Below are 25,363 nucleotides of genomic sequence, written 5' to 3'. Positions count from 1 at the left end.
TGATGGCCCTCGCAATTTTTGATCTGGATGAAACCCTGATCCACGGCGACTGCGCCACCCTTTGGAGCGAGCAAATGGGCCGCCTGGGTTGGGTCGATCCCGAGTCGTTCATGCGTCAGAACAACGAACTGATGGACGCCTACAGCCACGGCAAGCTTCGAATGGAGGAGTACATGACCTTCAGTCTGGAGCCGATGATCGGGCGCACACCGGAAGAGGTCGACCACCTGGTAGGCCCTTGGGTGGAAGATTTCATCGAACCGATTATCTTCAGCGACGCCACCAAAGCCATCGCCGCCCACCGCAAGGCCGGCGACCGGATCCTGGTGATCTCGGCGTCGGGCACGCACCTGGTCAGGCCGATTGCCGACCGTTTGGGCATCGACGAGATTCTCGGCATCGAACTGGAAGTGGCGCACGGGGTTTATAGCGGCCACACCGTCGGCACACTGACCTACCGCGAAGGCAAGATCACACGTTTGCTGGAATGGCTGGATGCGGAAGAGGAAAACCTGGAAGGGGCGAGTTTCTACTCCGACTCACGCAATGACTTGCCGTTGCTGCTGAAGGTGGATTTCCCGCATGTGGTTAATCCGGATCCGGTGTTGCTTGAGCACGCTGAAAAGGCCGGCTGGCCAATCCATCTCTGGAAATAACCGAGAACCAATGTGGGAGCGAGCCTGCTCGCGATTCAGGCGACGCGGTTTACCTGGGAAACCGCGTCATCGTTCATCGCGAGCAGGCTCGCTCCCACAGGTTTCAGGTCAGGCTCTCGTCAATCACCAACACCAATTTCCCCGCCACCTTATTAGTCGCCAACTCCGCAAACGCCGCTTCGGCGTCCTTGATCGGGAAGGTCTTGGCCAATTGCGGGCTTAAACGCCCTTCAGCAAACAGCGGCCAGACATGTTGGCTGAGATCGCTGAACAGATCCGCCTTGAACTGTTCATCGCGACTGCGCAAGGTTGAACCCAGCAGTTGCACGCGTTTGGCCAGTACCTGCGCCAGATCCAGCTGCGCCTCACGACCGCCCATCAGGCCGATCAGCACCCAACGACCATCGCGCGCCATCAGTCTCAGATTCAGCGCAGCGTAGTTGCCGCCAACCGGGTCGAGAATCACATCGAACGGCCCCAGGTCGCTCAAGCTGTCCAGATCCCCGTTGCGCACGACCCCACCTTGTGCCCCCAGCGCTTCGCAGTAAGCCAAACGCTCGGCGGAACCGACGCTGACCCAGCACGGGTTACCAAACGCCTTGCACAGCTGAATGGCAGCTGAACCGATTCCACTTGCGCCGGCGTGCAGGAGAACTTTCTCACCCGGTTTGAGCGCAGCCAATTGAAACAAATTCAGCCAAACGGTCGCATACACTTCTGGCAGCGCTGCCGCCTCAGCCAGGGACAAACCTTCGGGAACCGGCAACACATGCCGTCCGTCGACAACTACCTCCTCGGCCATCCCGCCCCCGGCCAGCAAGGCGCAGACCCGATCCCCGACCTGCCAGGACGAGCCCGGCCCCACCTCGCTGATCACCCCCGAACACTCAAGACCCAGTACCTGACTGGCTCCCGGCGGTGGCGGATAAAGACCCGCCTTCTGTAACAAATCGGCGCGATTGAGACCCGCAGCCGCCACTCGAATCCGAACTTGTCCTACATCGCATGTAGGACTGGGCTCTTCAACCCACTCCACTCGACCTTCAACGCCTTGCAATGCTTTCACAGTGCCTCCATAGTGAGTCTGGACTGAGCCCGTAGCTGTAGCGCCGGGCTTTCTTGCATTATGCGACCGGCCCTAGGGTCCGTACGAAAACTAGCAGGCAGTTTTCGTACAGAGACTAGTGGTACCGGCGACTTCAAAGACGGCCTAATATGCGTGATCAATTGTCCCCGCGTCGAATCAGCATGAAGCATTTTTTACCCAGCACCGCCCTAGCCCTATTCATTGGTATCGGCCTGTTGCCGATGTCGACCAATTCGTTTGCAGCCAATAGCTGGGACAAGCTTCAGCCTGATCGTGACGAAGTGATCGCCAGCCTGAACGTCGTCGAGTTGCTAAAGCGCCACCACTACAGCAAGCCGCCGCTCGATGACGCGCGCTCCGCGATCATTTATGACAGCTACCTCAAACTGTTGGACCCGTCGCGCAGCTACTTCATGGCCAGCGACATTGCCGAATTCGACAAGTGGAAAACCCAGTTTGACGACTTCCTCAAAAGCGGCGACCTGAATGCCGGGTTCACCATCTACAAGCGCTATTTGGATCGCGTCAAAGCGCGTCTGGACTTCGCCCTTGCCGAGCTGAACAAAGGCGTCGACAAGATCGACTTCACCACCAAGGAAACCCTGCTGATCGATCGCAAGGACGCCCCTTGGCTCAAGTCCACCGCAGAACTCGACGACCTGTGGCGCAAACGCGTCAAGGACGAAGTCCTGCGGATGAAGATCGCCGGCAAAGAGCCCAAGCAGATTCAGGAAACCCTGACCAAGCGCTACAAGAATCAATTGACGCGCCTGGACCAGACCCGTCCGGAAGATATCTTCCAGGCGTACATCAATACCTTCGCCATGTCCTACGACCCGCACACCAACTATCTGTCACCGGATAACGCGGAGAACTTCGACATCAACATGAGCCTGTCCCTCGAGGGCATTGGCGCCGTGTTGCAGAGCGATAACGACCAGGTGAAAGTCGTGCGTCTGGTGCCTGCCGGCCCGGCCGACAAGACCAAACAAGTCGCACCGGCCGACAAGATCATCGGCGTTGCCCAAGGCAACAAAGAAATGGTCGACGTGGTCGGCTGGCGCCTGGACGAAGTGGTCAAGCTGATCCGTGGGCCGAAAGGCACCGTGGTGCGCCTGGAAGTGATCCCGGCCAGCAATGCGCCGAACGACCAGACCACCAAAATCGTCCCGATCACCCGCGAAGCGGTGAAGCTTGAAGACCAGGCGGTGAAGAAGTCGGTCCTCAACCTTAAACAGGACGGCAAGGACTACAAGCTCGGCGTCATCGAGATCCCGGCCTTCTACCTGGACTTCAAGGCTTTCCGTGCTGGCGATCCGGACTACAAGAGCACCACTCGCGACGTCAAGAAACTGCTGACCGAGTTGCAGAAAGACAAGGTCGACGGCGTGGTCATCGACTTGCGCAACAACGGCGGCGGTTCCTTGCAGGAAGCCACCGAGCTGACCAGCCTGTTCATCGACAAAGGTCCGACCGTACTGGTGCGCAACGCCGATGGCCGGGTCGATGTACTGGAAGATGAAAACCCGGGTGCCTTCTACAAAGGGCCGATGGCGTTGCTGGTCAACCGCTTGTCTGCCTCGGCTTCGGAGATTTTTGCCGGAGCCATGCAGGACTATCACCGCGCGTTGATCATCGGCGGCCAGACCTTCGGTAAAGGCACCGTGCAGACCATTCAGCCGCTGAACCATGGCGAACTGAAACTGACCCTGGCCAAGTTCTACCGGGTTTCCGGCCAGAGCACCCAGCATCAGGGCGTACTGCCGGACATTGATTACCCGTCGATCATCGACACCAAGGAAATCGGCGAAAGCGCACTGCCTGAAGCCATGCCGTGGGACACCATCCGCGCGGCCATCAAGCCTGCGGTCGATCCGTTCAAGCCGTACATTTCGCAGCTCAAATCCGAGCATGACGTACGCTCGGCCAAAGACGCGGAGTTCGTGTTCATCCGCGACAAACTGGCCCTGGCGCAGAAACTGATGGCGGAAAAAACCGTCAGCCTCAATGAAGCTGATCGTCGTGCACAACACGCCGATATCGAAGCCAAGCAACTTGCCATGGAAAACATCCGTCGCAAGGCCAAGGGTGAGGAGCCGCTCAAAGAGCTGAAGAAAGAAGACGAAGACGCGATTGCGGCCGAGCCAGACAAGACCAAACCAGAAGACGATGCCTACCTGAGCGAGACCGGGCGGATTCTGTTGGACTACCTGAAACTCAATACCGCGGTAGCCAAGCACTAAGTTGTTACGAGAAAGATGATGGCAATTTAATGCTGACTCTCTCCGGAGCGTCATCATACAGTCATCATTCTGTCGTGAAATAAAGGACTGGGAGCCCCTCTTTATCCAAGAGAGTGTTCCCAGTCCTTTTTTTATCGCCAGAGAAAGCCATGACCACGACAGAACAGCTGAGTGCCTTGAGTTCCATACTGGCTCAAAGCGGTTTGCACAGTCTGTTCCAGCCGATCATTTCCCTCTCTGAGCGACGTATTGTCGGCTACGAAGCCCTCACCCGCGGCCCCTCCAACAGTCCACTGCATTCCCCCCTCGCACTGTTCGCCGTGGCTCGTCAGGCCGGCCGCCTGAGCGAACTGGAAATCGCTTGCCGTCAAAGCGCCTGCCGACGTTTTAATGAGCAGCAACTGCCCGGCAAACTGTTCCTCAATGTTTCCCCTGAATCCCTGCTCGAAGCCGCTCACCAACCCGGTCGCACCCTGCAACTGCTACAGGATTTCGGCATACCGCCGAGTCAGGTGGTGATCGAACTGACTGAACAGACCCCGACCGACGATTTCGAGCTGCTGCAAACCGCGTTGCATCACTATCGAGCGATGGGGTTTTCCATTGCTCTGGATGATCTGGGCGCAGGCTATTCGAGTTTGCGGCTGTGGTCCGAATTGCGTCCGGACTACGTGAAGATTGATCGACACTTCATCGACGGCATTCACCAGGATGCCCTCAAGCGCGAATTCGTCGGCTCGATCCTGCAAATTGCCAAGGCCTCACGGGCACAAGTGATCGCGGAAGGTATCGAGTTACCGGAAGAACTCGCGGTGTTGACCGAGATGGGCGTCGATCTGATCCAAGGCTACCTGCTCTGCCGGCCTCAAGAGCAACCGCCCCGGGATGCCCGAGCGATGATGCCCAAACACGACAGCTCTGCCGTGGCGCTGAACGATGAAGGCAGTGACCTCAGCGCCCTGCTCAACGACCAACCGGCAGTGGGTCGCGATACGCCGACCGCCACGGTGCTGGAAGCTTTCCGCCGCCAGGCCAATCTGAACTCCCTGGCGGTGCTCGACGAGCAAGGCCAGCCCTGCGGCATCGTCCACCGGCATTCGCTCTCCGACGCCTTGCTCAAGCCTTTTGCCACCGACCTGTTCGCCCGCAAGCCGATCAGCCGCTTGATGAACGACGACTTCCTTGCCGTTGAGATGAGCCAGTCGTTGCAACAAGTGAGTCGCCTGATCACCAGCCGCGCGCGGCAGCGCATCGAAGAAGACTTCATCATCACCCTCAACGGCGGTTACCTGGGACTGGGCCGAGTGATCGACGTACTCAAACTGATTACCGAACTGAAGATCCAGCAAGCCCGTTACGCCAACCCACTGACCCTGCTGCCAGGCAACGTGCCGATCCAGCAATGCCTGACGCGGTTGCTGCAACAGCAACGGGAGTCGGTGATTTGCTATGTGGACATCGACAGCTTCAAACCCTTCAACGACATCTACGGCTACGGCCGTGGGGACGAAGTCCTGCTGTGCCTGGCGCAATGCCTGAATGATCGCGTCGACCCTTCCCGCGACTTTGTCGGCCATATCGGCGGCGATGACTTTCTGCTGGTGCTCGGCCCGGAAGACTGGCGCAAACGCTTGAACCAGCTGCTGGTCGACTTCCAGAGCCAGTGCAGACGCTTTTATCGCAGCGAACATCTGGAAGCCGGCTGCTTCATTGCCCCCAACCGTCAGGGTGTGCGCCAGGAGTTTGCGTTGCTGTCATTGTCGATCGGCGCGGTGCATTTACATCCACAGGCCTGTGGACAACTCGATGCGAGCCAGTTGGCGGAGATGGCATCGCAGGCCAAGCACCACGCGAAGAATGTGCCGGGGTATAGCGTGCATGTGATTGATAGCCTGGCGGTGCCGGGGCAGCACGAGGAGTTGTTCATAGGGCATCGTTGATAGAACTGACGCTATCGCGAGCAGGCTCGCTCCCACAGGGGGTTATGTTGAGTCACGCCAAATGTGTGCCAGCAACAGATCCAGTGTGGGAGCGAGCCTGCTCGCGATGACGCCGGTTCTGCCAACTCAAATTGAGGGCGGCGCCTCGGAACCACGGGTCGCCAATTCTTTCAGTTTGGTCTCTGCCAACGGATGCCCCGCCTTCGCAGCGATCCCCCAAAACCGCGCCGCCTCAACCGGATCCGGCGCCTTGCTCGGCGTTCCGGCGAGACTGATCACGCCAACTTGATACGCCGCTTTGCCATCCCCCGCCAACGCCGCCAGGCGCAGCAATCGCACACCTTCCTCGCGAGCCCCAAGGCCGACGCCGCGAAAGGTCAGGATGTGGCCATAGAAGCTCTGGGCGCCAACATCACCCAGGTTCGCCATGCGCGCAAACTGGCCTTCGAGCCAGCTCCAGCCACGCGGTTGGCGCACAAACCATGACCAGTGAAACAAACGGCGAGCCAGCCAGTAACTGGCCCGCGCCTTGAGTTTTAAAAACACTCAGGCCTCCGCCGATTCCGGGTACTCGTATTCGAACACACGCACCACTTCCGAGGCATGCCAGGACGCTGCGGCCACCCCATCGGACGGCCCGGAGAAACGCCCCAGACGTTCGACACACTCAAAGAACCCGGTGCGCGGCAGGCGACTGGCGCCCTGGCTGATCACCAGCGAGCTGCGCAGCGGCTGCTCGGCCTTGGCGTCCAGCGCGGCCAGATGCTCCAGGGCCGCCGTCAGGGTTTGCATGGCCGGCGTCGGCAATTGCAAACGCTCCAGCAGCGCTCGATAGGTCAAAAGATGTCGCTGACGGCGCGCCTGATCCAGTTCACCCAGCAACCCGTCCCAATGTTGACGACTGATGCGTACGCTCACGATTCATCCCTCCATCCTGGCACCGTCAATTCCCAGGCCAGGCTGCGGCGAATCGCAGCGTCGGGTTGACGCTCGCCACTTTCGATCAAGGCCAGATAAGACGGGCTGATGCCTACCGTGCGGGCTAACGCCTCGATGGCGATGCCCTTCCCTTCGCGCAAACTGCGTAGTTGATCCAGACCCGGAAGAATCTGGTCTGGTGTTGCCGCGTGACGCTCTGGGGCGACCCGCGGCGGTTGTTCATTGATGCCTGCTGCTTTTAGTAGAGCCTGATACTGAGCCCATGGCAGAACCGCATACTCGGGCTCTCCTTCGCGTGTAATTATCTGAATATCCATGACTACCCCGTAGGACAACAACACTTAGCGAGTCGGCACTTTTCCCTAGAAGTGTAATCCTAACAGCGGCCAAGGTCGCGGGGGGCATCAATCTGTGGATGAGACTGAATCAGTTCAGTTTTTTTTGGGGCCCTGAAGCTGAAGTTGTTCCGGGGTATCGGGTAGGCGCTCGACCACGGCGAGCTTCTCCGGCAGCTGACGCTTGCGCCAGGCGCGGAAGGCGTTGAGTTCGTCGTCGAGGACTTTCATCAGCCAGGCCAGCACCGCGATGTCATCGAGCATGCCGAACACAGGGATGAAATCCGGAATGGCATCCACCGGACTGAGGAAGTACATCAGGCCTGCCACGACCGATACCAGGGCTTTGGGGCTGATGGCCCGATACTCACCGCGCCAATAAGCCAGGCAGAGTGCCTGCAACAGGCGTAGATCATCCTTGAGCTTGCCTAGCCGGTTACCCTGGCTGGCACCTTTGCTGGCCACCGCGAAGAGTAAGGTCGGCAAACGTCCACGCGCGAGCAGGCGTCCCGCCAGAGGCAGGAAACGAGCGAAACTCCAGGGTGTTTTCATCATTTCCTCCCACTGAAATGTTATCCACACAAATTGTGGATAACCTTGTGAACAGAGCTGCTTTTCACGGCTGAAAGCCCCGTTTCATAAGGGCTTAACTCAGATCGGGCGTTTTTTACTCACATAAAAAAACCCAAGATTTCATTGACTTGGCGCTCTGGCGCGGTTAGCGCGGGCGCCCTCACTGGCTATGACTCCAGCCTACAGCATCCGTTCGCTTTGTTTACCTTCGCTGAACGCCAGATGCAACAACGCCCCGCATAAGCGGGGCGTTGTTTTTAGAGCAGACGCTGATTACTTGGTAGCGGCGTCTTGTTTTGCTGGATCCTTGATTGCCAGCAGTTCCAGGTCGAATACCAGCACCGAGTTGGCTGGAATCGCCGGGCTTGGGCTTTGGGCGCCGTAAGCCAGTTCGCTAGGAATGTACAGTTTGTACTTCTCGCCAACGTGCATCAGTTGCAGGCCTTCGACCCAACCCGGAATCACACCGCTAACCGGCAGATCGATCGGGCTGCCACGCTCGACGGAACTGTCGAAAACGGTACCGTTGGTCAGGGTCCCGGTGTAGTGAACGGTCACTACATCAGTCGGCTTAGGCTGTGCGCCATCGGCTTTTTTGACCACTTCATACTGCAGGCCCGAAGCGGTGGTGGTTACACCGGCTTTCTTGGCGTTGTCTTCGAGGAATTTTTTGCCGGCAGCTGCCGACTCTTCGCTCATTTTGGCCATACGCTCTTCAGCACGCTTTTGCAGTGCTGCGAAGGCTTCGACCAGTTCGTCATCCTTCAGTTTCTGTTCTTTCTTGCCGACGGCATCTTCGATGCCTTGAGCTACGGCTTTGGAGTCCAGATCATCCATGCCTTCCTGAGCCAGGCTCTTGCCCATGTTCAGGCCAATCCCGTAGGAAGCTTTTTGCGCCGGGGTTTTCAGCTCTACGCTGGTCTGCGAATCACAACCCGCAAGTACCAGGCTAACCAGGGCCACCGCCGCCGCCAACCGATGCTGTTTCATGCTATTTCCTTGTTCATGCGCCTAAAGGGCAATCGAGTAAAGCCGCGAGCTTATCAGGCGGCCACGACCAATGGCTACCGGCATGAGAGCAGGAAACTTCTGATAAGTTCAGGTGTTTTAACGCATTTCGGGAATGGACTGATGAAGCTTCTGTCATCTTGCGCTCACAGAGATCGATGCCGGATCCCCCCGCATCTGGCGTAATGGCCACTTGCCGCACCTCAGGTGCTGAGGCATAAGGGAGCTTCAAATCGACAAGGATGTTTATGTTGCGCCTCTTCTTTCGCTTGCTGGTTCTGTTCGCAGTCCTGCTGGGGCTGGGCCTCGCCGTGGTTCTGTACTACGTCGCCAACCCGAAACTGCCGGCCTGGTCACCCGTGCAGCAGGTGCATTACCTGGAGCAATGGAGCGCCAGCGACCGCGAGATTTACTATTTCACGCCCCAGGGAACTCAGGTCAAAGGCTTGCGCTATGACTGGTTCAAGGCCCTCGAATTGCCGTTCTCGCAACAGCGATTCGCCGCCCCCGAATACCTCGCCCGCTTCGGTTTTCTGATCGACCCCAGCCAGCGACCCACGCCGAACAACCCCGGCAATCTGCCCGTGGGTTTTGCCCGTCATCAGAACCCTGGAAGCCAGGACGAGTTTCTGGACATCACCTGCGCCGCCTGCCACACCGGCGAACTGCGCTTTAACGGCCAGGCCGTGCGCATCGATGGCGGTTCGGCACAACACGTTCTGCCATCCAGCGTTCCTACGTTGCGCGGTGGCAGTTTCGGGCAAGCGCTGGTAGCGAGTCTGACGTCGACTTACTACAACCCGTGGAAATTCGAACGTTTCGCACGCAACGTATTGGGCCAGGACTACGATGTCCGGCATCAACAGCTGCGCAAAGACGTCAAAGTCTCTCTCGACACCTTCTTGAAGGTGGCCTGGAACGACACCCATCGCGGGCTCTACCCGACCGAAGAAGGCCCCGGCCGCACCGACGCTTTCGGGCGCATTGCCAACGCCAGTTTCGGCGATGCGATTTCCCCCGCCAACTACCGCGTCGCCAACGCTCCGGTCGACTATCCGCAACTGTGGGACATGTGGACCTTCGACTGGGTGCAGTGGAACGGTTCGGCGCAGCAACCGATGGCCCGCAACATCGGCGAGGCCTTGGGAGTGGGCGCCACGCTGAATTTCTTCGACGCTAACGGCCAACCGCTCAAAGGTGACGCCCGCTATCCGTCCAGTGTCCGCTTGCGCGATCTGCACCTGATCGAACAAACCCTGCAACGGCTCAAACCACCGGCCTGGCCGGAAGAACTGCTGGGCGCCATCGACAAAACCCAGGCCGCAAAAGGTCGCGAATTATTCACCGAGAACTGCGCCGGCTGCCATGTACCTCGATCGGTCCAAAGCGACGCGCGCTGGGTGCAACATTTGAAAATGCTGCCCGTGGAGTTCATCGGCACAGACCCGGGCGCGGCCAATAACATCGCCGACCATCGCTTCGACCTCACAGCCTTGCAATGGGACCCGTCAGAGCTGGCGCAACTGGATGTGCAATTGCAGCCGACGCCCACTGAATCGCTGGATCTGAGCAAGCTCTCATCGGCTAAAGGGTTGGCCTACGTCACCGCTTTCGTCGGAAACCGGGCCTACCGTGAAGCAAACATTCCTACGGCCGAACGACCGAACATGGATGGCTTCGGCCTGCCGATTGGCGTGCGCGAATTGCGCGCCTACAAGGCGCGACCATTGGCGGGAGTCTGGGCGACCGCACCGTTTCTGCATAACGGTTCGGTGCCGAGCATTTATCAACTGCTCTCGCCCCAGGATGAACGCGCAACCACCTTCTACAAGGGCACTTTCGAGTACGACCCCAGGCACCTGGGTTATCGCACCGAGGCCTTCACCAACGGCTTCATGTTCGACACACGCATCACCGGCAATCACAACAGCGGCCACGAATTCCGGGCCGGCAAGCGTGGCAACGGCGTCATCGGTCGCCTGCTGCAACCGGAAGAGCGCTGGGCGCTGCTGGAGTATCTGAAAGTGTTGGGCGGCCCGTTGGAGGCACAATTGCCATGAGCAGACTCTGGATGCGTTTTGGCGCCTTTCTCGGCAAAACCCTGCTGTGGTCGCTGGGCCTTGGATTGCTCGGCTGGGCGCTGGCCACGGCGTGGTTCGCCTGGCAGCACAGCGGCCCGGTTTCTGCTGAAGAACTGATTCCGGATGGCGAATCAGCGATGACCCAAGACATCATCCAGACGGCCGTGCGCATCGTCGATCAGCACCGTGAAAGCACCCGCTACCTGCGCGACGCCCATGCCAAGGCCCATGGTTGCGTAAAGGCCGAGGTTCAGGTGCTGCCGGATCTGGCGGGTGAACTGCGTCAGGGCGTGTTCAGCGAACCCGGCAAAACCTGGCAAGCGACGATGCGGCTGTCTAACGGCAATGCCTACCCGCAGTTCGACAGCATCCGCGATGCACGGGGCATGGCGATCAAGTTGCTCGACGTGCCCGGCAAACAACTGCTGAACGATCAACAGAGTCATGTCGAACAGGACTTCGTGATGTTCAGCCATCCGAACTTTTTCGTCAGTGATGTCGCCGAGTACCGTCAGAATGTAGCCGCACAGGCAGACGGCAAGAAGCTGATGGCGTTCTTTCCGGGTTGGGACCCGCGGACCTGGCAGGTTCGCCATCTGTTTATCGCCTTGGCGACGCTCTCCTCTGCCCCGGAAAGTCCGACGCAGACGACGTACTTTTCGGTTTCGCCCTACAAGTTTGGTGACGCCAACGCGAAGTTTCGGGTGGCGCCGGATCCCGACAGCTGCCCGGCCTACACGTTGCCAGCGCAGAATCAGAAGCTGCCGAATTTTTTACGCAATGCGCTGAACCAGCAATTGTCGACGGATCGAATGCCCGCGTGCTTCGTCTTGCAGATCCAGCGCCAGGATCCGGGCAAGTACATGCCGATCGAGGACACGAGTATCGAGTGGAAGGAAAAGGATGTGCCGTTCGAAACCGTGGCCCGGATCAAACTGCCCGCCCAGGACTTCGATACGCCGGCGCTGAACCTGCAATGCGACAACCAGTCGTTTAATCCGTGGTTCGGGCTTGAAGCCCATCGGCCGATTGGCGGCATCAACCGCCTGCGCAAAGCCGTATATGAAGCGGTCAGCGACTACCGCCACAGCCGCAACGCAGAACAATGAGAAGCAGGCAGAAATAAAAAACGACTCGACGATCGACGCAGGCCAACGCACTACCGCATGCGTGTAGCAGCTGGCGAAGCCTGCGTTCGGCTGCGCAGCAGCCGCAAGACCACACAACGCGGTGCGTCAGATCCATCTGGGACTCAGTGTTTACGACTGCTGCGTCCGAACGCGGCCCGAACCGAACGCAGGCTTCGCCAGCTGCTACAGATCGTGTGATGGCGTAACTCGCTTTTCATGGATTGTCGGCAAAAAGCCAAACCCCAGACAGCAAAAAGCCCGCATTAAGCGGGCCTTCTGTGGTGACCTGGCGTTCAGCGTTCCAGGTGACCGAATATGGCGCAGCGGACGGGACTCGAACCCGCGACCCCCGGCGTGACAGGCCGGTATTCTAACCGACTGAACTACCGCTGCGCGTAGCGTTGAAAGTAAGTGGTGGGTGATGACGGGATCGAACCGCCGACATTCTGCTTGTAAGGCAGACGCTCTCCCAGCTGAGCTAATCACCCTTTACCTTCGTTGCGGGGCGCATTGTGCCACAGATTTTCATAAAGTGTTGATTTAATTGAATAATTTTTCAAAAAAATCTGAAAACCTATAAGACGACGCGACCTGCAGGAACAACGTACAAACTTTGGACAGAAAAAAACCCGCGTTAAGCGGGCTTTTCCGTTGTGACCTGGCGTTCAGCATTCCAGGTGACCGAATATGGCGCAGCGGACGGGACTCGAACCCGCGACCCCCGGCGTGACAGGCCGGTATTCTAACCGACTGAACTACCGCTGCGCGTAACACTGGAAGCGAATGGTGGGTGATGACGGGATCGAACCGCCGACATTCTGCTTGTAAGGCAGACGCTCTCCCAGCTGAGCTAATCACCCTTCACTTTCGGTGTGGCGCGCATTCTACGGAGCGACCACATCTCTGGCAAGCACTTTTTTAAATAATTTTTTCAGGCCTTCCAAAGGCTTAGAGAAGGGTTGGCCTATGGCGCCGCGAAGAGAATAATGCCCCCCTTTGTATAAAGGAGAGACTCGCCCCATGTGGTTCAAAAACCTGCTTATCTATCGCCTGACCCAAGATCTGCCTTTTGATGCCGAGGCGTTGGAAACTGCACTGGCCACCAAACTGGCGCGTCCATGTGCAAGCCAGGAGTTGACCACCTACGGTTTCGTCGCGCCATTCGGCAAGGGCGAAGAGGCTCCGCTGGTACACATCAGCGGCGACTTCCTGCTGATCGCCGCGCGTAAAGAAGAACGCATTCTGCCGGGCAGCGTCGTGCGTGACGCCGTGAAGGAAAAGGTCGAAGAGATCGAAGCCGAACAAATGCGCAAGGTCTACAAAAAGGAACGCGATCAGATCAAGGATGAAATCATCCAGGCTTTCCTGCCGCGCGCCTTTATTCGTCGTTCGTCGACTTTTGCTGCCATCGCGCCGAAGCAAGGCCTGATCCTGGTCAACTCGGCCAGCCCGAAACGTGCCGAAGACCTGTTGTCCACCCTGCGTGAAGTCATCGGCTCGCTGCCGGTACGTCCGCTGACCGTGAAGATGTCCCCTACCGCGACCATGACTGAATGGGTCACCACCCAGAAAGCCGCGGACGATTTCTTCGTGCTGGACGAATGCGAACTGCGCGACACCCACGAAGACGGCGGCATCGTGCGTTGCAAGCGCCAGGACCTGACCAGCGAAGAAATCCAGCTGCACCTGAGCACCGGTAAAGTGGTCACTCAGCTGTCACTGGCCTGGCAAGACAAGCTGTCTTTCGTGCTTGACGACAAGATGGTGGTCAAGCGTCTGAAGTTCGAAGACCTGCTGCAAGACCAGGCGGAACAGGACGGTGGTGAGGAAGCACTCGGCCAACTGGACGCCAGCTTCACCCTGATGATGCTGACCTTCGGCGACTATCTGCCGGCGCTGGTTGAAGCGTTGGGCGGCGAAGAGACTCCGCAGGGGATCTAAAGGCTGGTGATTGCTAATGTGGGAGCGAGCCATGTGGCGAGGGGATTTATCCCCGTTGGGCTGCGGAGCGGCCCCGGCATTTCGAAGTTAAAGCGCGTTTACGACTGCTTCGCAGCCGAACGGGGATAAATCCCCTCGCCACATGGCTCGCTCCCACAATGGTTTTATGGTGTTACTCAAGAATAAGGATCAGGCCATGCGTGCACTGGCTGCATTGAGTCGATTTGTCGGCAACACCTTCGCTTACTGGGTACTGATTTTCGCCGTCATGGCGTTCCTGCAACCGACCTGGTTCATCGGCCTGAAAGGCGCGATCGTGCCGCTGCTGGGGCTGGTGATGTTCGGCATGGGCCTGACCCTCAAACTCGAAGACTTCGCCGAAGTCGCTCGCCATCCATGGCGTGTGGCCTTGGGCGTGGTTGCGCATTTCGTGATCATGCCCGGTGTGGCGTGGTTGCTCTGCCAGGCGTTCCACTTGCCGCCGGAGATCGCGGTCGGCGTCATCCTGGTCGGCTGCTGCCCTAGCGGCACCTCGTCGAACGTGATGACCTGGCTAGCCCGCGGCGATCTGGCGCTGTCGGTGGCCATCGCCGCTGTCACCACCCTCCTCGCCCCGCTTTTGACCCCGGCTCTGATCTGGCTGCTGGCCTCAGCCTGGTTGCCGGTGTCATTCATGGAGCTGTTCTGGTCGATCCTGCAAGTGGTGCTGTTGCCGATCGTGCTTGGCGTGGTTGCCCAGCGCCTGCTGGGTGATCGGGTTCGCCACGCAGTGGACGTGCTGCCGCTGATCTCGGTGGTGAGCATCGTCATTATCGTCACAGCCGTGGTGGCCGCCAGCCAGGCGAAGATTGCCGAGTCCGGCCTGCTGATCATGGCCGTGGTGATGCTGCACAACAGCTTCGGCTATCTGCTGGGTTACTTCACCGGGAGGCTGTTCAAGTTGCCACTGGCCCAGCGTAAATCCCTGGCGCTGGAAGTCGGCATGCAGAACTCCGGGCTGGGTGCGGCTCTGGCCAGTGCGCACTTCTCGCCGCTGGCGGCGGTGCCGAGTGCGTTGTTCAGCGTCTGGCACAACATCTCCGGGGCGCTGCTCTCGACGTATTTCCGCCGGATGAGTGAGAAAGCAGATCGGGAAACAGCGGCTCAGCAGGCTATCGACTGATCCGAAAACTTGATCCTCGGGTTAATGATGGGCACTCTATTGCGCAACGCGAGGACGACCTCGCGGCTCGATCGAGTCATTAATCTGGGGACGACCCCGTCAATCGATGGAGGTCTCTCATGTCCTGGATCATTCTGTTTTTCGCCGGCCTGTTCGAAGTTGGCTGGGCCGTCGGCCTGAAATACACCGATGGCTTCAGCCGCCCTCTCCCCACCGCATTGACCGTTGCCGCCATGGCCATCAGCCTTGGCTTGCTGGGCCTTGCCATGAAGGAATTGCCGTTGGGCACGGCCTACGCGATCTGGACGGGCGTCGGTGCAGTCGGGACGGTGATCGCCGGGATCATTCTGTTCGGTGAATCCATGGCGCTGTTCAGGCTGGCCAGTGTGGCGTTGATCATTTCCGGGCTGGTCGGGCTGAAGATCAGCGCCTGACTGTTTGCTGCCATGACGACAAAGCCCGCCCCCTATCGATACAGACAGGGGGAGCGGGCTTTTTCAATGGTGTGGATAACCGATCAGCTTTCCGCCAGCGCCATGCGTTCACGCATCACCGGAGCCTTTTCCGCACGCTCAAGCTGCATGCAGCGCTCCAGGAACAGGAACATGTAGTCGTAGCTCTTGCAGACTGCGTGACGCAATTCCACTTGCAGGGATTTGCTTGGGTTCATGCCCGCCAGCGTGCAAATGATTTCCAGCGCTTCCCACGGATGGGCATCATCGTACTGGGCATGCATCTTCAACCACTTCATGGCCCGCTTGCGATCTTCCTCCGGGAACGATGCCGCGTAAACGCCACTGGAACAAACCAGCGCCGACCACTCCCCGGTCGCACCTTCAATGGCGTAGTTGGTGGCGGCAATGGCAACGATCAGCGAATCCGCTGAACTGGTGTGCCAGCACCAGTGGCTCAACGCGTGAAGTTCAGGCGTAACTTGTTGCGCTTGCAGATCTTCCAGGCTGACACCATGAGCCCGGCTCCAGTGCACCCAGTAATCGGCATGGTTCAATTCGACGCGAATGTTACGCATCAACCACCGACGCGCCATGTCTTCACCTGGATGGCGGGCAAAGCGAGTCTTGGTCAGGTTCTGTGCCATATATAACGCGAACTGTTCGACCACCGGCCAGCCACCAATAAGGTACTGGCGCATGGTCTTTGCGCTGAGTTTGTTGTCACGCAGACGCTGATACAGTTCGTGTTCGACAACCCGGCGTTTGCTCTCGCTGCAATCCTGGATCAGGCGCTGAGCCCAGGCGGGGTAACTTGCAGCTTCCATGAGTGGTCCGGTTCGGTTGAATGTGTCGATCACTGTCGAGCTCCTTTTGATTGTGATTATAAGGATCAGCAAGAGATTTCAACGGAACGTGCCAGGCGCCTTGAATAACAAAGGCTGAGGCCTGGCTGGACGACTTTGTAAACTGTCGCAGGTAAACAAATGCGGGCGTTCAATCACATACCCTTGAGCGTAATCGACCCCGATCTCCAGCAATGCCTGCTCGATCTGGGGTGTTTCAACAAACTCGGCAATCGTACGCTTACCCATTACATGACCGATGTGATTGATCACTTCGACCATGGCGCGGTTAATCGGGTCGTCCAGCATATCCTTTACGAAACTCCCGTCGATCTTCAGGAAGTCTACAGGTAAATGTTTCAAGTAGGCGAATGAGGACATACCGGCGCAGAAGTCATCCAGTGAAAAGTGGCAACCTAAACCTTTGAGTTCATTAATAAATCTAATTGCACTTCCAAGATTGGAAATAGCACTGGTTTCAGTGATTTCAAAACAAATCATTTCAGGCGGTATGGAGTAAGTAACAAACTGTTCACGCAGGAAGTGCAGAAACGCGTCATCTCCGATAGTTGTGCCTGACAGATTAATCGCACACATGGCCAACGGCCCTTTGCGCTTTTCGGCTATACATTGGGCAATGACTTTGAAAACGTTCTGCACAACCCAGCGGTCAAGGGATGTCATCAGACCATAACGTTCGGCAGCCGGAATAAAACTGTCGGGCAGAATCATGCGTCCGGCTTCGTCATGCAGGCGCAACAGAATTTCGATATGCCCACCGCCCTTCTCGATATGACCAAGGGGCACGATTTCCTGGGCGTACAGACAGAAGCGGTTTTCTTCCAGCGCCATGTGCAAGCGCTGCACCCAAGCCATCTCGCCGAAGCGCAGGGACAGTTCCGAATCGTCGGCGTGATAGACCTGAACCCGATTGCGGCCTTTCTCCTTTGCCATGTAGCAAGCCATGTCGGCAGCGCGCAGCGAGGCTTCGAGAGTGGTCGGATTCTGAGCGACGTGAACCAGTCCGATGCTCACAGTGGTCACGAACGGTCGGCCTTTCCAGACGAAATGCAGGTTCTGCACGGTCTGACGCAGGCCTTCGGCGATTTTCTCGGCGGCTTCCGGGGCGCAGTTCTCCAGCAGAATGCCAAATTCGTCGCCGCCCAACCGGGCCAGGGTATCGCCTTCGCGCAAACCGGATTGCAACAAGGCGCAGATATGCCGCAGTAACTCGTCACCCGCCGCATGGCCGCAGGTATCGTTGACCAGTTTGAACTGATCCAGATCGAGAAACATCAGCGCATGGCGCCCCGACTGCCGCGCCAGGATGTGCAGCGCCTGTTCCAGGCGATACTCGAACTCGCGGCGGTTGGCGAGCCCGGTCAAGGCGTCATGGGTCGCCTGCCAGGACAGATTGGCAATGTATTGCCGCTCCTGGGTCATGTCGTGCAATACCAGCACGGTACCGCTGACCTTGCCGGCGTTGCTGATCGGCGCACCGACCAGAGTGACCGAAACCGTGCTGCCATCCAGGCGCTGGATCAATTTTGAGTGTTCGCTGCCACTGCTGAGCTGTCCGCTCAAAATGTGCTCGATCAGCGTGAAGCCATCGGCCTGAGCGTTCTCGTCCAGCAGATTGAACAGCGCCGCCAGCGGCAAACCCGTCGCCTGTTCGGCCTTCCAGTGGGTCAGCGCCTCGGCGGCCGGGTTCATGTAGGCGATCGCGCCTTCGACATTCGTGGTGATCACGCCATCGCCAATCGATTGCAGGGTGATCTGCGCCCGATCCTTCTCCAACTGCAGGGCCTCGGCGAAGGCATGGCGCTGCTTGAGCAGTTTGTGAGTCCGCATCAGTGCCAATGCAATCAACCCCAGCGCGGTGGCCAGGTTCGTCACCAGCAGCAGCCGCAGGATCACCCGCGAACCTTCGCCCAAGGCATCGCTGAAGGCTTTCGCCGCCGGTGTCACACCCTCATTGATGGCGAATATCTGGTCCTTCCAGTGCTTGATGTCGGCATCGGCGGCTTGATTGACGGTGATGCGCTGATGCATGTCCTTCGCAACATCATCGAGTCGTACCAGGTACGCGTCGCCCACCGTCCAAAGGTCGATGGCTTTTTCGAGGTAACTGAAGTGCCGGAAATTGAGGTAGAGCCAGATCAGACTGGAAACATCATCCGGGTGGTTGCCACCCTTGAGGATCGCCAGTCGCGCCGCCTCGATATTCGGTGGCTGATGGTCCAGCGCCACACGCAATTCGTGACCGCCCTGAGGTACGGCAATGGCGTTCTGGTATTTGAGGAAAATCGTCTCGTCGCGACTATCGGCGTAGAGATTGAGGTAATAGATGGCGTCTTTTTGTCCTTTGGACCATAGGCTTTCACCGGCAACATAGCCGCGAACCGCCGACAGAACATACAGGCTGACACCGCCCAACATGGCTTGAAATAACACAACGGCGATAAATGGCCAGACGATGCCCAACAACCGTGGCGTTCCGAGAGTCCGCGCTTGATTCATGAGGTCCCTTGTTTTAGCACTGCCAGATCATCATCCAACGTGATCGCTACAGCTAGACTAGGGTGCGTTCTTGATCCCGGCAAGCGAGAAGCCCCTCCCTCTGTGGGGAAGTGCCTATAAGTCACTAAGAGTTATCAAGCCATTCGCGCCGAGTTTGAAGCGCATTGGCTCACTTCAAAACGGGCATCGTCGGAAAAAGAGGCTGTGCGCATTGGCTAGTGCTGCTGCAAATGCCCATAAAGCTTGGCGTACAAACCACCATCAGCAATCAACTGCTGATGGTCGCCATCCTCGGCAATTTGCCCGCCATCGAACACCAGCACCCGATCAGCCTGCTTCACCGCGGACAATCGGTGCGCAATGATCAACGTGGTGCGGTTGCTCAAGAACCGCGCCAACGCCTGGTGCAGGTTGTATTCGGTGGCGGCATCCAGCGCTGAGGTGGCTTCGTCGAGGATCACCACCTTGGGCTCGGCCAGCACCATCCGCGCAATCGCCAGGCGTTGACGCTGCCCGCCGGATAACCGCACGCCGGAGCGTCCGACGATGCTGTCCAGGCCATTGGGCAACTCACGAACCGTGTGGTGCAACTGAGCAATCTCCAAAGCCTGCCAGCAGGCTTCGTCGCTGCGTTCGCGGCCCATGGTCAGGTTGGCGCGAATGGTGTCGTTGAACAGCGCCGGATGTTGCAGGACCACGGCGACATTTTCCCGCACGGTTTCCAGGCCGATCTCTTGTTGGGTCGAGCCGCCGAAGCGAATCGTTCCGGCGAGCGGCGTGTACAGGCCCAGCAGCAACTGCACCAGCGTGCTTTTGCCTCCGCCGCTGGCGCCAACAATCGCCACTTTTTCACCGGGGGCGATCGACAGGTTCATCTGGTTCAACACCAGCTCGTCGCCGTAACCGAAACTCAATCCCTGGACTTCGATGCCAACGGTTTCGCGACCGTTGAACGGGTCGACACCACCCGGGTATTCAGGCTCATCGGCCCGGGCCAGCAATTCGTTGATCCGCGACAGTGCGCCACCGGCAGCGTAATAGGCGTACTGCAGATTCAGCAGCTGTTCCACCGGACCGATCATGAACCACAGGTAGCTGAACACCGCCAGCATCTGGCCGATGGACAGGTCGGAAAACAGCACGGTGAGCATCGCTGCGGCGCGGAAAATATCGATGCCGAACTGGAACAACAAGCCGCTGGCACGGTTCGAGGCATCGGTTTTCCACTGCGAGTTCACCGCGTAATCGCGTACTTCCCGGGCGCGTTGCCCGAGGCGCCCGAGGAAAAAACCCTGACGGTTGCCGGCGCGCACTTCCTGAATGGAATCGAGGGTTTCGGTCAGCGCCTGGGTAAAGCGCGAGGTGCTGTCGTTCTCGAGTTTCTTCAGGTGCTTGACCCGCTTGCCCAGCAGTACCGTGGCGTAGATCACCAGCGGGTTGAACAGCATGATCAGCAGCGCCAGCTTCCAGTGCATCCAGATCAGAATGCTCGCGGTGCCTACCAGGGTCAGCATGGCGACGAGGAAACGACTGAGGGTTTCGCCGACGAATTTGTCCACAGTGTCCAGGTCGGTGACCAGATGCGTGGTCACCGTGCCGCTGCCCAGACTTTCGTATTCGCCCAGGGAAATGCGCTTGAGCCGTTCGATCAGCCGTGTGCGAATGCGATACACGATGTCTTTGGCCAGTGCCGCAAACAACTTTGCCTGAACCACGTTGAAGAACAAGGCGCCACAGCGTAGCAACAAGGTCACCAGCAGCATCAGGCCGATGTAGCCCGCCGCTTTTTGCCAGTCGTCGGGCAGCGCGTGGTTCATGACTTTCAGCGCGGCGTCGCCGTGGCCCAACAGCACTTCGTCGACCAGCAATGGCAAGAGCAAAGGGATCGGCACGCTACACAGGGTTGCCAGCACCGCCACGCCGTTGGCGATCCACAGGGATTTTTTGTGATGCAGCGCCAGGCGACGGATTTCCGCCCAGCTCAGACGGTCGACACGTGAAGGAGCTGGCGCGTCGTCGGGCAGATCATGCACAGGCAGCGCGCTCCAGCCAGCGGCCGAGCAACGGAGACAATACGCTGAGCGGCTGATAGCCATTGGTCAACAGCGCCAATTGACCATTACGTTCAGCCAGTAAGGTAGGGAAACCGGCAATGCCCAAGTCCTGGACCCAGGTGAAATCGGCCGCCGTCGCGGCGTGCTGATCGGCACGGTCGAACGCGGCGGCGAACTCGATACGCGGCAGACCAGCCTGCTCCGCCAGCTCCACCAGCACACTGGCGTGTGTGACGTCGCGACCTTCGGCGTAAAACGCGTGCTGAATCAGCCCGAGCAGTTTCCACGCGCAATCCGGCGCCAGGCTGCGCGCGGTCACCAGCGCCCGGCAGGCAGGTTCGGTGTCGTAGACAAACCCGTCGGGCAAGGCACCTTCCAGCTTGAACGGTTGGCCAGTCGCCTCGTTCACCGCCTGCCAATGCTCAAGGATGTAGCGCCGGGTGGTCGGCTCCAGCGCGGAGCCGCTGCCGGTGCGCAAACCGCCCACCACCAGGTGCACGTCCACACCCGCGGCTTGCGCCTGCTCGACCAGCGCGTTGGCCACCGGCGCAAAGCCCCAGCACCAGGAACACATCGGGTCCATCACATAGAGCAGGCGTTGCGCAGACATGGTTCAAGCCTCGGAAGGAGTTTGCTTGTAGTTGTAGCCGATCGGGTGAGGCAGGTTGCGAGCCTTGGCCAGTTCGATCTGCTTTTGCCGGTCGATGGCACTGCGACGGGTCTTCTCGCTCAGTTTATCCCAGCAATGCGGGCAACTGATGCCGGCCACGTAGTGCTCGGATGCGCGGTCTTCGACGCTGATCGGTGTCCGACAGGCATGACATTGATCGTAGTCGCCTTCGCTGAGATCGTGACGAACGGTCACGCGGTTATCGAACACGAAGCAGTCGCCCTGCCATTTGGTTTCTTCCTGCGGCACCTCTTCGAGGTACTTCAGAATCCCGCCCTTGAGGTGATAGACCTCGTCGAAACCCTGGCTGAGCATGTAACTCGACGCCTTTTCACAACGAATGCCGCCGGTGCAGAACATCGCGACTTTCTTGTGCACGGCCGGGTCGAAATGGGCTTTGATGTAGTCGGGAAACTCGCGAAAACTGGTGGTCTTCGGGTCGATGGCGCCTTCGAAGGTGCCGATCGAGACTTCGTAATCATTACGGGTGTCGATCAGCAGCACTTCCGGGTCGCTGATCAACGCGTTCCAGTTCTCTGGATCGACGTAGGTGCCGACCTTTTTGTTCGGGTCCACGCCTTCGACGCCGAGGGTGACGATTTCTTTCTTGAGTTTGACTTTGGTGCGATAGAACGGCTGGTCGTCGCAGTACGACTCTTTGTGGTCGATGTCGTCCATGCGCGGGTCGTTCTTGAGCCAGGCCATCAGCCCGTCAATGCCTTCGCGGCTGCCGGACACGGTGCCGTTGATGCCTTCTTCGGCGATCAGCAGCGTGCCTTTGATGCCGTTGTCGACCATCGCTTGCAGCAATGGCTCGCGCAGGGCGACGTAATCTTCCAGAGTGACGAACTTATACAGTGCCGCCACGACAATCTGTTGTGTCATGGGTGATTCTCCAGGTGGCTACCCTCGTAAGGGGTGAACCGGATGCGAAAAAAAACGCGCCGGGTGAGCGGCGCGTTGCGGATTCTAGCAAAAACGGTGTGGTTTTAGGACTGCGATCTACAGGCTTGGCACAAACCATTGTGGTGAGGGGATTTATCCCCGTTGGGCTGCGAAGCGGCCCTGAAAATATCAGCCTCACCGAGGTGTGTCAGGCAAACCGAGCTGCCCGGTTTTACGACTGCTTCGCAGCCGAACGGGGATAAATCCCCTCGCCACAAAAGCCCTCATCACAACAGCCCTTCAGCCCGTCACATTAATGTTTGCTGCCGCCAGCACAGGTCGGCGAGGCCGGAGCCGCGTCGATCTGTGCCCATTCCTCTGGCGTGTAGGTATGCAGCGCCAACGCATGGAACTCGCCCATCAGCTCGCCAAGCGTGCCATAGACTTTTTGGTGACGCTTGACGCGGTTGAGCCCTTCGAACTGCTGGCTGACCACCACGGCCTTGAAGTGGGTCTGCAACCCACGGCTGTGCATGTGGCTTTCATCCAGCACTTGCAGATGCTGCGGCTGCAACAGGCCCAGCGTCGATTCGATGCGTTGTTGCATGGTCATACCGAACTCCGGCTTAAGGCTTTTTCTTGGCAGGGGCAGGAGCGGCGGCGCCTTTAGGCTCCAGCTCGGCCGTCATGTCTGCCAGCAATTTGTTGACCACAGGCACGGCGCTTTCCAGCTTGGCTTGAGTCATCTGGGCCGATTGCTGAGTCAGCTGCGGCATTTTTTCCAGGACTTTTTTGCCCAGTGGCGACTGGTAGAACGCGACCAGGTCTTTCAGCTCGGATTCGCTGAAGTTGGTGGTGTAGAGCTTGACCATGTCCGGCTTCAGCTTGTTCCAGCCAATGGCTGCGTCCAGAGCGGCGTTGGCCTTGGCCTGGTAGGTTTCCAGCAAGGCTTTTTTCGATTCAGGTGCTTTGGTCTGTTCAAAGCGCTGAGCGAACATTTGCTGCACTTGCATGTACACCGGAGTGCCCAATTTGTCAGCGTGCGCCAGGGTCAGGAAAGCTTCGGCACTGGCGTTGTGGCTGGCGGTATCGGCAAAAACAGGGCCGCTGGCGCAAACCAGTGCAACCGCGGTACAGATGGCACGAAGACGAGTCATCGAGTTTCCTTTTCTAGCAGGCGAGGTAAAACCCCAAGGGCGTCCATTCTGCGCCTAAAAAAGTGTGTCGCTCAACCCCAAGCCTTGTCGGGCCTGATTTAGAGGGGTTGAACGGTCAAATTCCAGACTGATGGAACCACGGCCGGCGATCACGGCCTAAACTGCGCTATCAGACCTACAGGAGTGTGCATGATGAGCCGTATCGAAACCGACAGCCTTGGCCAGGTGGAAGTCCCCGATGAAGCCTACTGGGGCGCTCAGACGCAACGCTCGCTGATTAACTTCGCGATCGGCAACGAACGCATGCCGCTGGCGGTGCTGCACGCCCTGGCGCTGATCAAGAAAGCCGCGGCGCGGGTCAATGACCGCAACGGTGACCTGCCCGCCGACATCGCCCGGCTAATTGAACAGGCCGCCGACGAAGTGCTCGACGGCAGCCATGACGACCAGTTCCCGCTGGTGGTCTGGCAGACCGGCAGCGGCACCCAGAGCAACATGAACGTCAACGAAGTGATCGCCGGTCGGGCCAATGAACTGGCCGGTAATGCTCGCGGAGGCAAGTCGCCGGTTCACCCGAACGATCACGTCAACCGCTCCCAGAGCTCCAACGACTGTTTCCCGACCGCCATGCACATCGCGGCAGCCCAGGCAGTGCAACAGCAATTGCTGCCGGCGATCAGCGAACTGTCGGGCGGATTGGCCGAGCTGTCCGCCCGGCATATGAAACTGGTCAAGACCGGCCGGACCCACATGATGGACGCGACGCCGATTACTTTCGGTCAGGAACTGTCGGCGTTCATCGCGCAACTGGATTACGCCGAGCGGGCGATCCGCAGCTCGCTGCCGGCCGTCTGTGAACTGGCCCAGGGCGGCACCGCGGTCGGCACCGGGCTGAATTCGCCCCACGGTTTTGGCGAAGCCATCGCTGCCGAACTGGCCGCCCTCTCCGGCCTGCCGTTCGTCACCGCACCCAACAAATTCGCCGCCCTGGCGGGCCATGAACCGCTGACGACACTGTCCGGCGCGCTGAAAACCCTCGCCGTGACCCTGATGAAAATCGCCAACGACCTGCGTCTGCTGGGTTCCGGGCCGCGAGCAGGCTTCGCCGAAGTGAAACTGCCGGCCAACGAACCGGGCAGCTCGATCATGCCCGGCAAGGTCAACCCGACTCAGTGCGAAGCCCTGTCGATGCTGGCGTGTCAGGTATTGGGCAATGACGTCGCCATTGGCTTTGCCGCGAGTCAGGGGCACCTGCAACTGAACGTGTTCAAACCGGTGATCATCCACAACCTGCTGCAATCGATTCGCCTGCTCGGCGATGGCTGCAGCAACTTCCAGCAGCATTGCATCGCCGGTCTGGAACCGGATGCAGAGAAAATGGCTGAACATCTGGAGCGTGGGCTGATGCTGGTGACGGCGCTGAATCCGCACATTGGTTATGACAAATCGGCGGAGATCGCCAAAAAGGCTTACGCAGAAGGGCTGACCTTGCGTGAGGCGGCGTTGCAACTTGGGTATCTGACGGACGAAGAGTTTGATGCCTGGGTGAGGCCGGAGAATATGCTGGAGGCAGGTGCCAAGGGTTAAGCTTTGTAGCGACCATCAGATCGACTTCGCGAGCAGGCTCGCTCCCACATTGGATCGCATCCTCCTGTGGGAGCGAGCCTGCTCGCGAAGAACGATGA

22 protein-coding genes and 4 tRNA genes are annotated in these 25,363 nt (G+C 58.7%); 9 read left to right on the top strand and 17 right to left on the bottom strand.

Features of this window, described 5'->3' with window-relative positions:
* Positions 1 to 2 precede the first annotated feature (2 nt).
* Entirely contained in the window at positions 3 to 656 is a 654-nt protein-coding gene (locus ACYZTW_RS09065) for an HAD family hydrolase (RefSeq protein ID WP_090181750.1), read from the top strand.
* 103 nt (positions 657 to 759) lie between these two features.
* Here the strand turns inward: ACYZTW_RS09065 and ACYZTW_RS09060 are convergent, their stop codons facing one another.
* The gene (locus tag ACYZTW_RS09060; RefSeq protein ID WP_462004579.1) at positions 760 to 1,722 is read right to left on the bottom strand and encodes a zinc-binding dehydrogenase; all 963 of its coding nucleotides are present in this window, start codon (positions 1,720 to 1,722) and stop codon (positions 760 to 762) included.
* 182 nt (positions 1,723 to 1,904) lie between these two features.
* Here ACYZTW_RS09060 and ACYZTW_RS09055 point away from each other — a divergent pair, with 182 nt between their 5' ends.
* Both ACYZTW_RS09055 and ACYZTW_RS09050 read left to right on the top strand, forming a co-directional pair.
* Entirely contained in the window at positions 1,905 to 3,986 is a 2,082-nt protein-coding gene (locus ACYZTW_RS09055) for a carboxy terminal-processing peptidase (RefSeq protein ID WP_462004578.1), read from the top strand.
* A 149-nt stretch (positions 3,987 to 4,135) separates the two neighbouring features.
* On the top strand, positions 4,136 to 5,926 hold the full coding sequence (locus ACYZTW_RS09050; protein ID WP_462004577.1) for a bifunctional diguanylate cyclase/phosphodiesterase: 1,791 nt from the start codon (positions 4,136 to 4,138) through the stop codon (positions 5,924 to 5,926).
* Positions 5,927 to 6,052: 126 nt separating this feature from the next.
* On the opposite strand, the gene ACYZTW_RS09045 is transcribed toward ACYZTW_RS09050, so the two are convergent.
* The 5 genes from ACYZTW_RS09045 to ACYZTW_RS09025 all read right to left on the bottom strand — a co-directional run bounded on the left by ACYZTW_RS09045 (position 6,053) and on the right by ACYZTW_RS09025 (position 8,763).
* Positions 6,053 to 6,472: an SEL1-like repeat protein gene (locus tag ACYZTW_RS09045; RefSeq protein WP_462004576.1), complete on the bottom strand. Its 420-nt coding sequence runs from the start codon at positions 6,470 to 6,472 to the stop codon at positions 6,053 to 6,055.
* Positions 6,473 to 6,844: a hypothetical protein gene (locus tag ACYZTW_RS09040; RefSeq protein ID WP_003223109.1), complete on the bottom strand. Its 372-nt coding sequence runs from the start codon at positions 6,842 to 6,844 to the stop codon at positions 6,473 to 6,475.
* Complete coding sequence (locus ACYZTW_RS09035) at positions 6,841 to 7,182, bottom strand: helix-turn-helix domain-containing protein (protein WP_149629268.1); 342 nt, start codon at positions 7,180 to 7,182, stop codon at positions 6,841 to 6,843. The genes ACYZTW_RS09040 and ACYZTW_RS09035 overlap by 4 nt, the downstream gene beginning before the upstream one ends.
* 114 nt (positions 7,183 to 7,296) lie before the next feature.
* On the bottom strand, positions 7,297 to 7,752 hold the full coding sequence (locus ACYZTW_RS09030) for a YkvA family protein (protein WP_462005726.1): 456 nt from the start codon (positions 7,750 to 7,752) through the stop codon (positions 7,297 to 7,299).
* Between the two features lie 294 nt (positions 7,753 to 8,046).
* Positions 8,047 to 8,763 carry an FKBP-type peptidyl-prolyl cis-trans isomerase gene (locus ACYZTW_RS09025; RefSeq protein ID WP_033059101.1) on the bottom strand — a complete coding sequence of 239 codons (717 nt, stop codon included), beginning with the start codon at positions 8,761 to 8,763 and terminating at the stop codon, positions 8,047 to 8,049.
* A 269-nt stretch (positions 8,764 to 9,032) separates the two neighbouring features.
* On the opposite strand from ACYZTW_RS09025, the gene ACYZTW_RS09020 reads away from it, so the two are divergent.
* Both ACYZTW_RS09020 and ACYZTW_RS09015 read left to right on the top strand, forming a co-directional pair.
* On the top strand, positions 9,033 to 10,841 hold the full coding sequence (locus ACYZTW_RS09020; RefSeq protein WP_462005725.1) for a di-heme-cytochrome C peroxidase: 1,809 nt from the start codon (positions 9,033 to 9,035) through the stop codon (positions 10,839 to 10,841).
* Positions 10,838 to 11,971, top strand: coding sequence for a catalase family protein (locus ACYZTW_RS09015; protein ID WP_462004575.1), 1,134 nt, complete (start codon positions 10,838 to 10,840; stop codon positions 11,969 to 11,971). The genes ACYZTW_RS09020 and ACYZTW_RS09015 overlap by 4 nt, the downstream gene beginning before the upstream one ends.
* 337 nt (positions 11,972 to 12,308) lie before the next feature.
* Here the strand turns inward: ACYZTW_RS09015 and ACYZTW_RS09010 are convergent.
* The 4 genes from ACYZTW_RS09010 to ACYZTW_RS08995 all read right to left on the bottom strand — a co-directional run bounded on the left by ACYZTW_RS09010 (position 12,309) and on the right by ACYZTW_RS08995 (position 12,852).
* Positions 12,309 to 12,385, bottom strand: a tRNA-Asp gene (locus tag ACYZTW_RS09010).
* A 19-nt stretch (positions 12,386 to 12,404) separates the two neighbouring features.
* Positions 12,405 to 12,480: transfer RNA gene (locus ACYZTW_RS09005), tRNA-Val, on the bottom strand.
* 200 nt (positions 12,481 to 12,680) lie between these two features.
* A tRNA-Asp gene (locus tag ACYZTW_RS09000) sits at positions 12,681 to 12,757 on the bottom strand.
* 19 nt (positions 12,758 to 12,776) lie between these two features.
* A tRNA-Val gene (locus ACYZTW_RS08995) sits at positions 12,777 to 12,852 on the bottom strand.
* Between the two features lie 160 nt (positions 12,853 to 13,012).
* Between ACYZTW_RS08995 and rdgC the strand changes: the two genes are divergently transcribed.
* From rdgC to sugE, 3 genes are all read left to right on the top strand, one after another.
* Positions 13,013 to 13,933 (top strand): recombination-associated protein RdgC, encoded by a 921-nt coding sequence (gene rdgC / locus ACYZTW_RS08990; protein ID WP_461969622.1) that lies wholly within the window; start codon positions 13,013 to 13,015, stop codon positions 13,931 to 13,933.
* A gap of 196 nt (positions 13,934 to 14,129) precedes the next feature.
* A complete protein-coding gene (locus tag ACYZTW_RS08985; protein ID WP_462004574.1) occupies positions 14,130 to 15,095 on the top strand; it encodes a bile acid:sodium symporter family protein in 966 nt (321 codons plus the stop codon).
* 119 nt (positions 15,096 to 15,214) lie between these two features.
* Positions 15,215 to 15,529, top strand: coding sequence for a quaternary ammonium compound efflux SMR transporter SugE (sugE, locus tag ACYZTW_RS08980; protein WP_008151200.1), 315 nt, complete (start codon positions 15,215 to 15,217; stop codon positions 15,527 to 15,529).
* Between the two features lie 83 nt (positions 15,530 to 15,612).
* On the opposite strand, the gene ACYZTW_RS08975 is transcribed toward sugE, so the two are convergent.
* The 7 genes from ACYZTW_RS08975 to ACYZTW_RS08945 form a co-directional block, all read right to left on the bottom strand.
* Positions 15,613 to 16,374 (bottom strand): TenA family transcriptional regulator, encoded by a 762-nt coding sequence (locus ACYZTW_RS08975; protein ID WP_462004573.1) that lies wholly within the window; start codon positions 16,372 to 16,374, stop codon positions 15,613 to 15,615.
* A gap of 78 nt (positions 16,375 to 16,452) precedes the next feature.
* Positions 16,453 to 18,912, bottom strand: coding sequence for an EAL domain-containing protein (locus ACYZTW_RS08970; RefSeq protein ID WP_462004572.1), 2,460 nt, complete (start codon positions 18,910 to 18,912; stop codon positions 16,453 to 16,455).
* A 215-nt stretch (positions 18,913 to 19,127) separates the two neighbouring features.
* The gene (locus tag ACYZTW_RS08965; protein WP_462004571.1) at positions 19,128 to 20,945 is read right to left on the bottom strand and encodes an ABC transporter ATP-binding protein; all 1,818 of its coding nucleotides are present in this window, start codon (positions 20,943 to 20,945) and stop codon (positions 19,128 to 19,130) included.
* Positions 20,938 to 21,540 carry a DsbA family protein gene (locus tag ACYZTW_RS08960; protein WP_176471620.1) on the bottom strand — a complete coding sequence of 201 codons (603 nt, stop codon included), beginning with the start codon at positions 21,538 to 21,540 and terminating at the stop codon, positions 20,938 to 20,940. Before ACYZTW_RS08960 ends, ACYZTW_RS08965 begins: the two co-directional genes overlap by 8 nt.
* Before the next feature lie 39 nt (positions 21,541 to 21,579).
* On the bottom strand, positions 21,580 to 22,521 hold the full coding sequence (trhO, locus tag ACYZTW_RS08955; protein ID WP_462004570.1) for an oxygen-dependent tRNA uridine(34) hydroxylase TrhO: 942 nt from the start codon (positions 22,519 to 22,521) through the stop codon (positions 21,580 to 21,582).
* 313 nt (positions 22,522 to 22,834) lie between these two features.
* Positions 22,835 to 23,134, bottom strand: a complete 300-nt coding sequence (locus ACYZTW_RS08950) for a BolA family protein (protein WP_008151216.1) — start codon at positions 23,132 to 23,134, stop codon at positions 22,835 to 22,837.
* A 13-nt stretch (positions 23,135 to 23,147) separates the two neighbouring features.
* A complete protein-coding gene (locus ACYZTW_RS08945) occupies positions 23,148 to 23,678 on the bottom strand; it encodes a DUF2059 domain-containing protein (RefSeq protein ID WP_046049126.1) in 531 nt (176 codons plus the stop codon).
* A 192-nt stretch (positions 23,679 to 23,870) separates the two neighbouring features.
* Here ACYZTW_RS08945 and ACYZTW_RS08940 point away from each other — a divergent pair, with 192 nt between their 5' ends.
* On the top strand, positions 23,871 to 25,265 hold the full coding sequence (locus ACYZTW_RS08940; RefSeq protein WP_462005724.1) for a class II fumarate hydratase: 1,395 nt from the start codon (positions 23,871 to 23,873) through the stop codon (positions 25,263 to 25,265).
* Positions 25,266 to 25,363 lie beyond the last annotated feature (98 nt).

The sequence above is a fragment of the Pseudomonas sp. LB3P25 genome (genome assembly GCF_054897985.1).
This window is presented reverse-complemented; position numbering and strand designations above follow the sequence as displayed.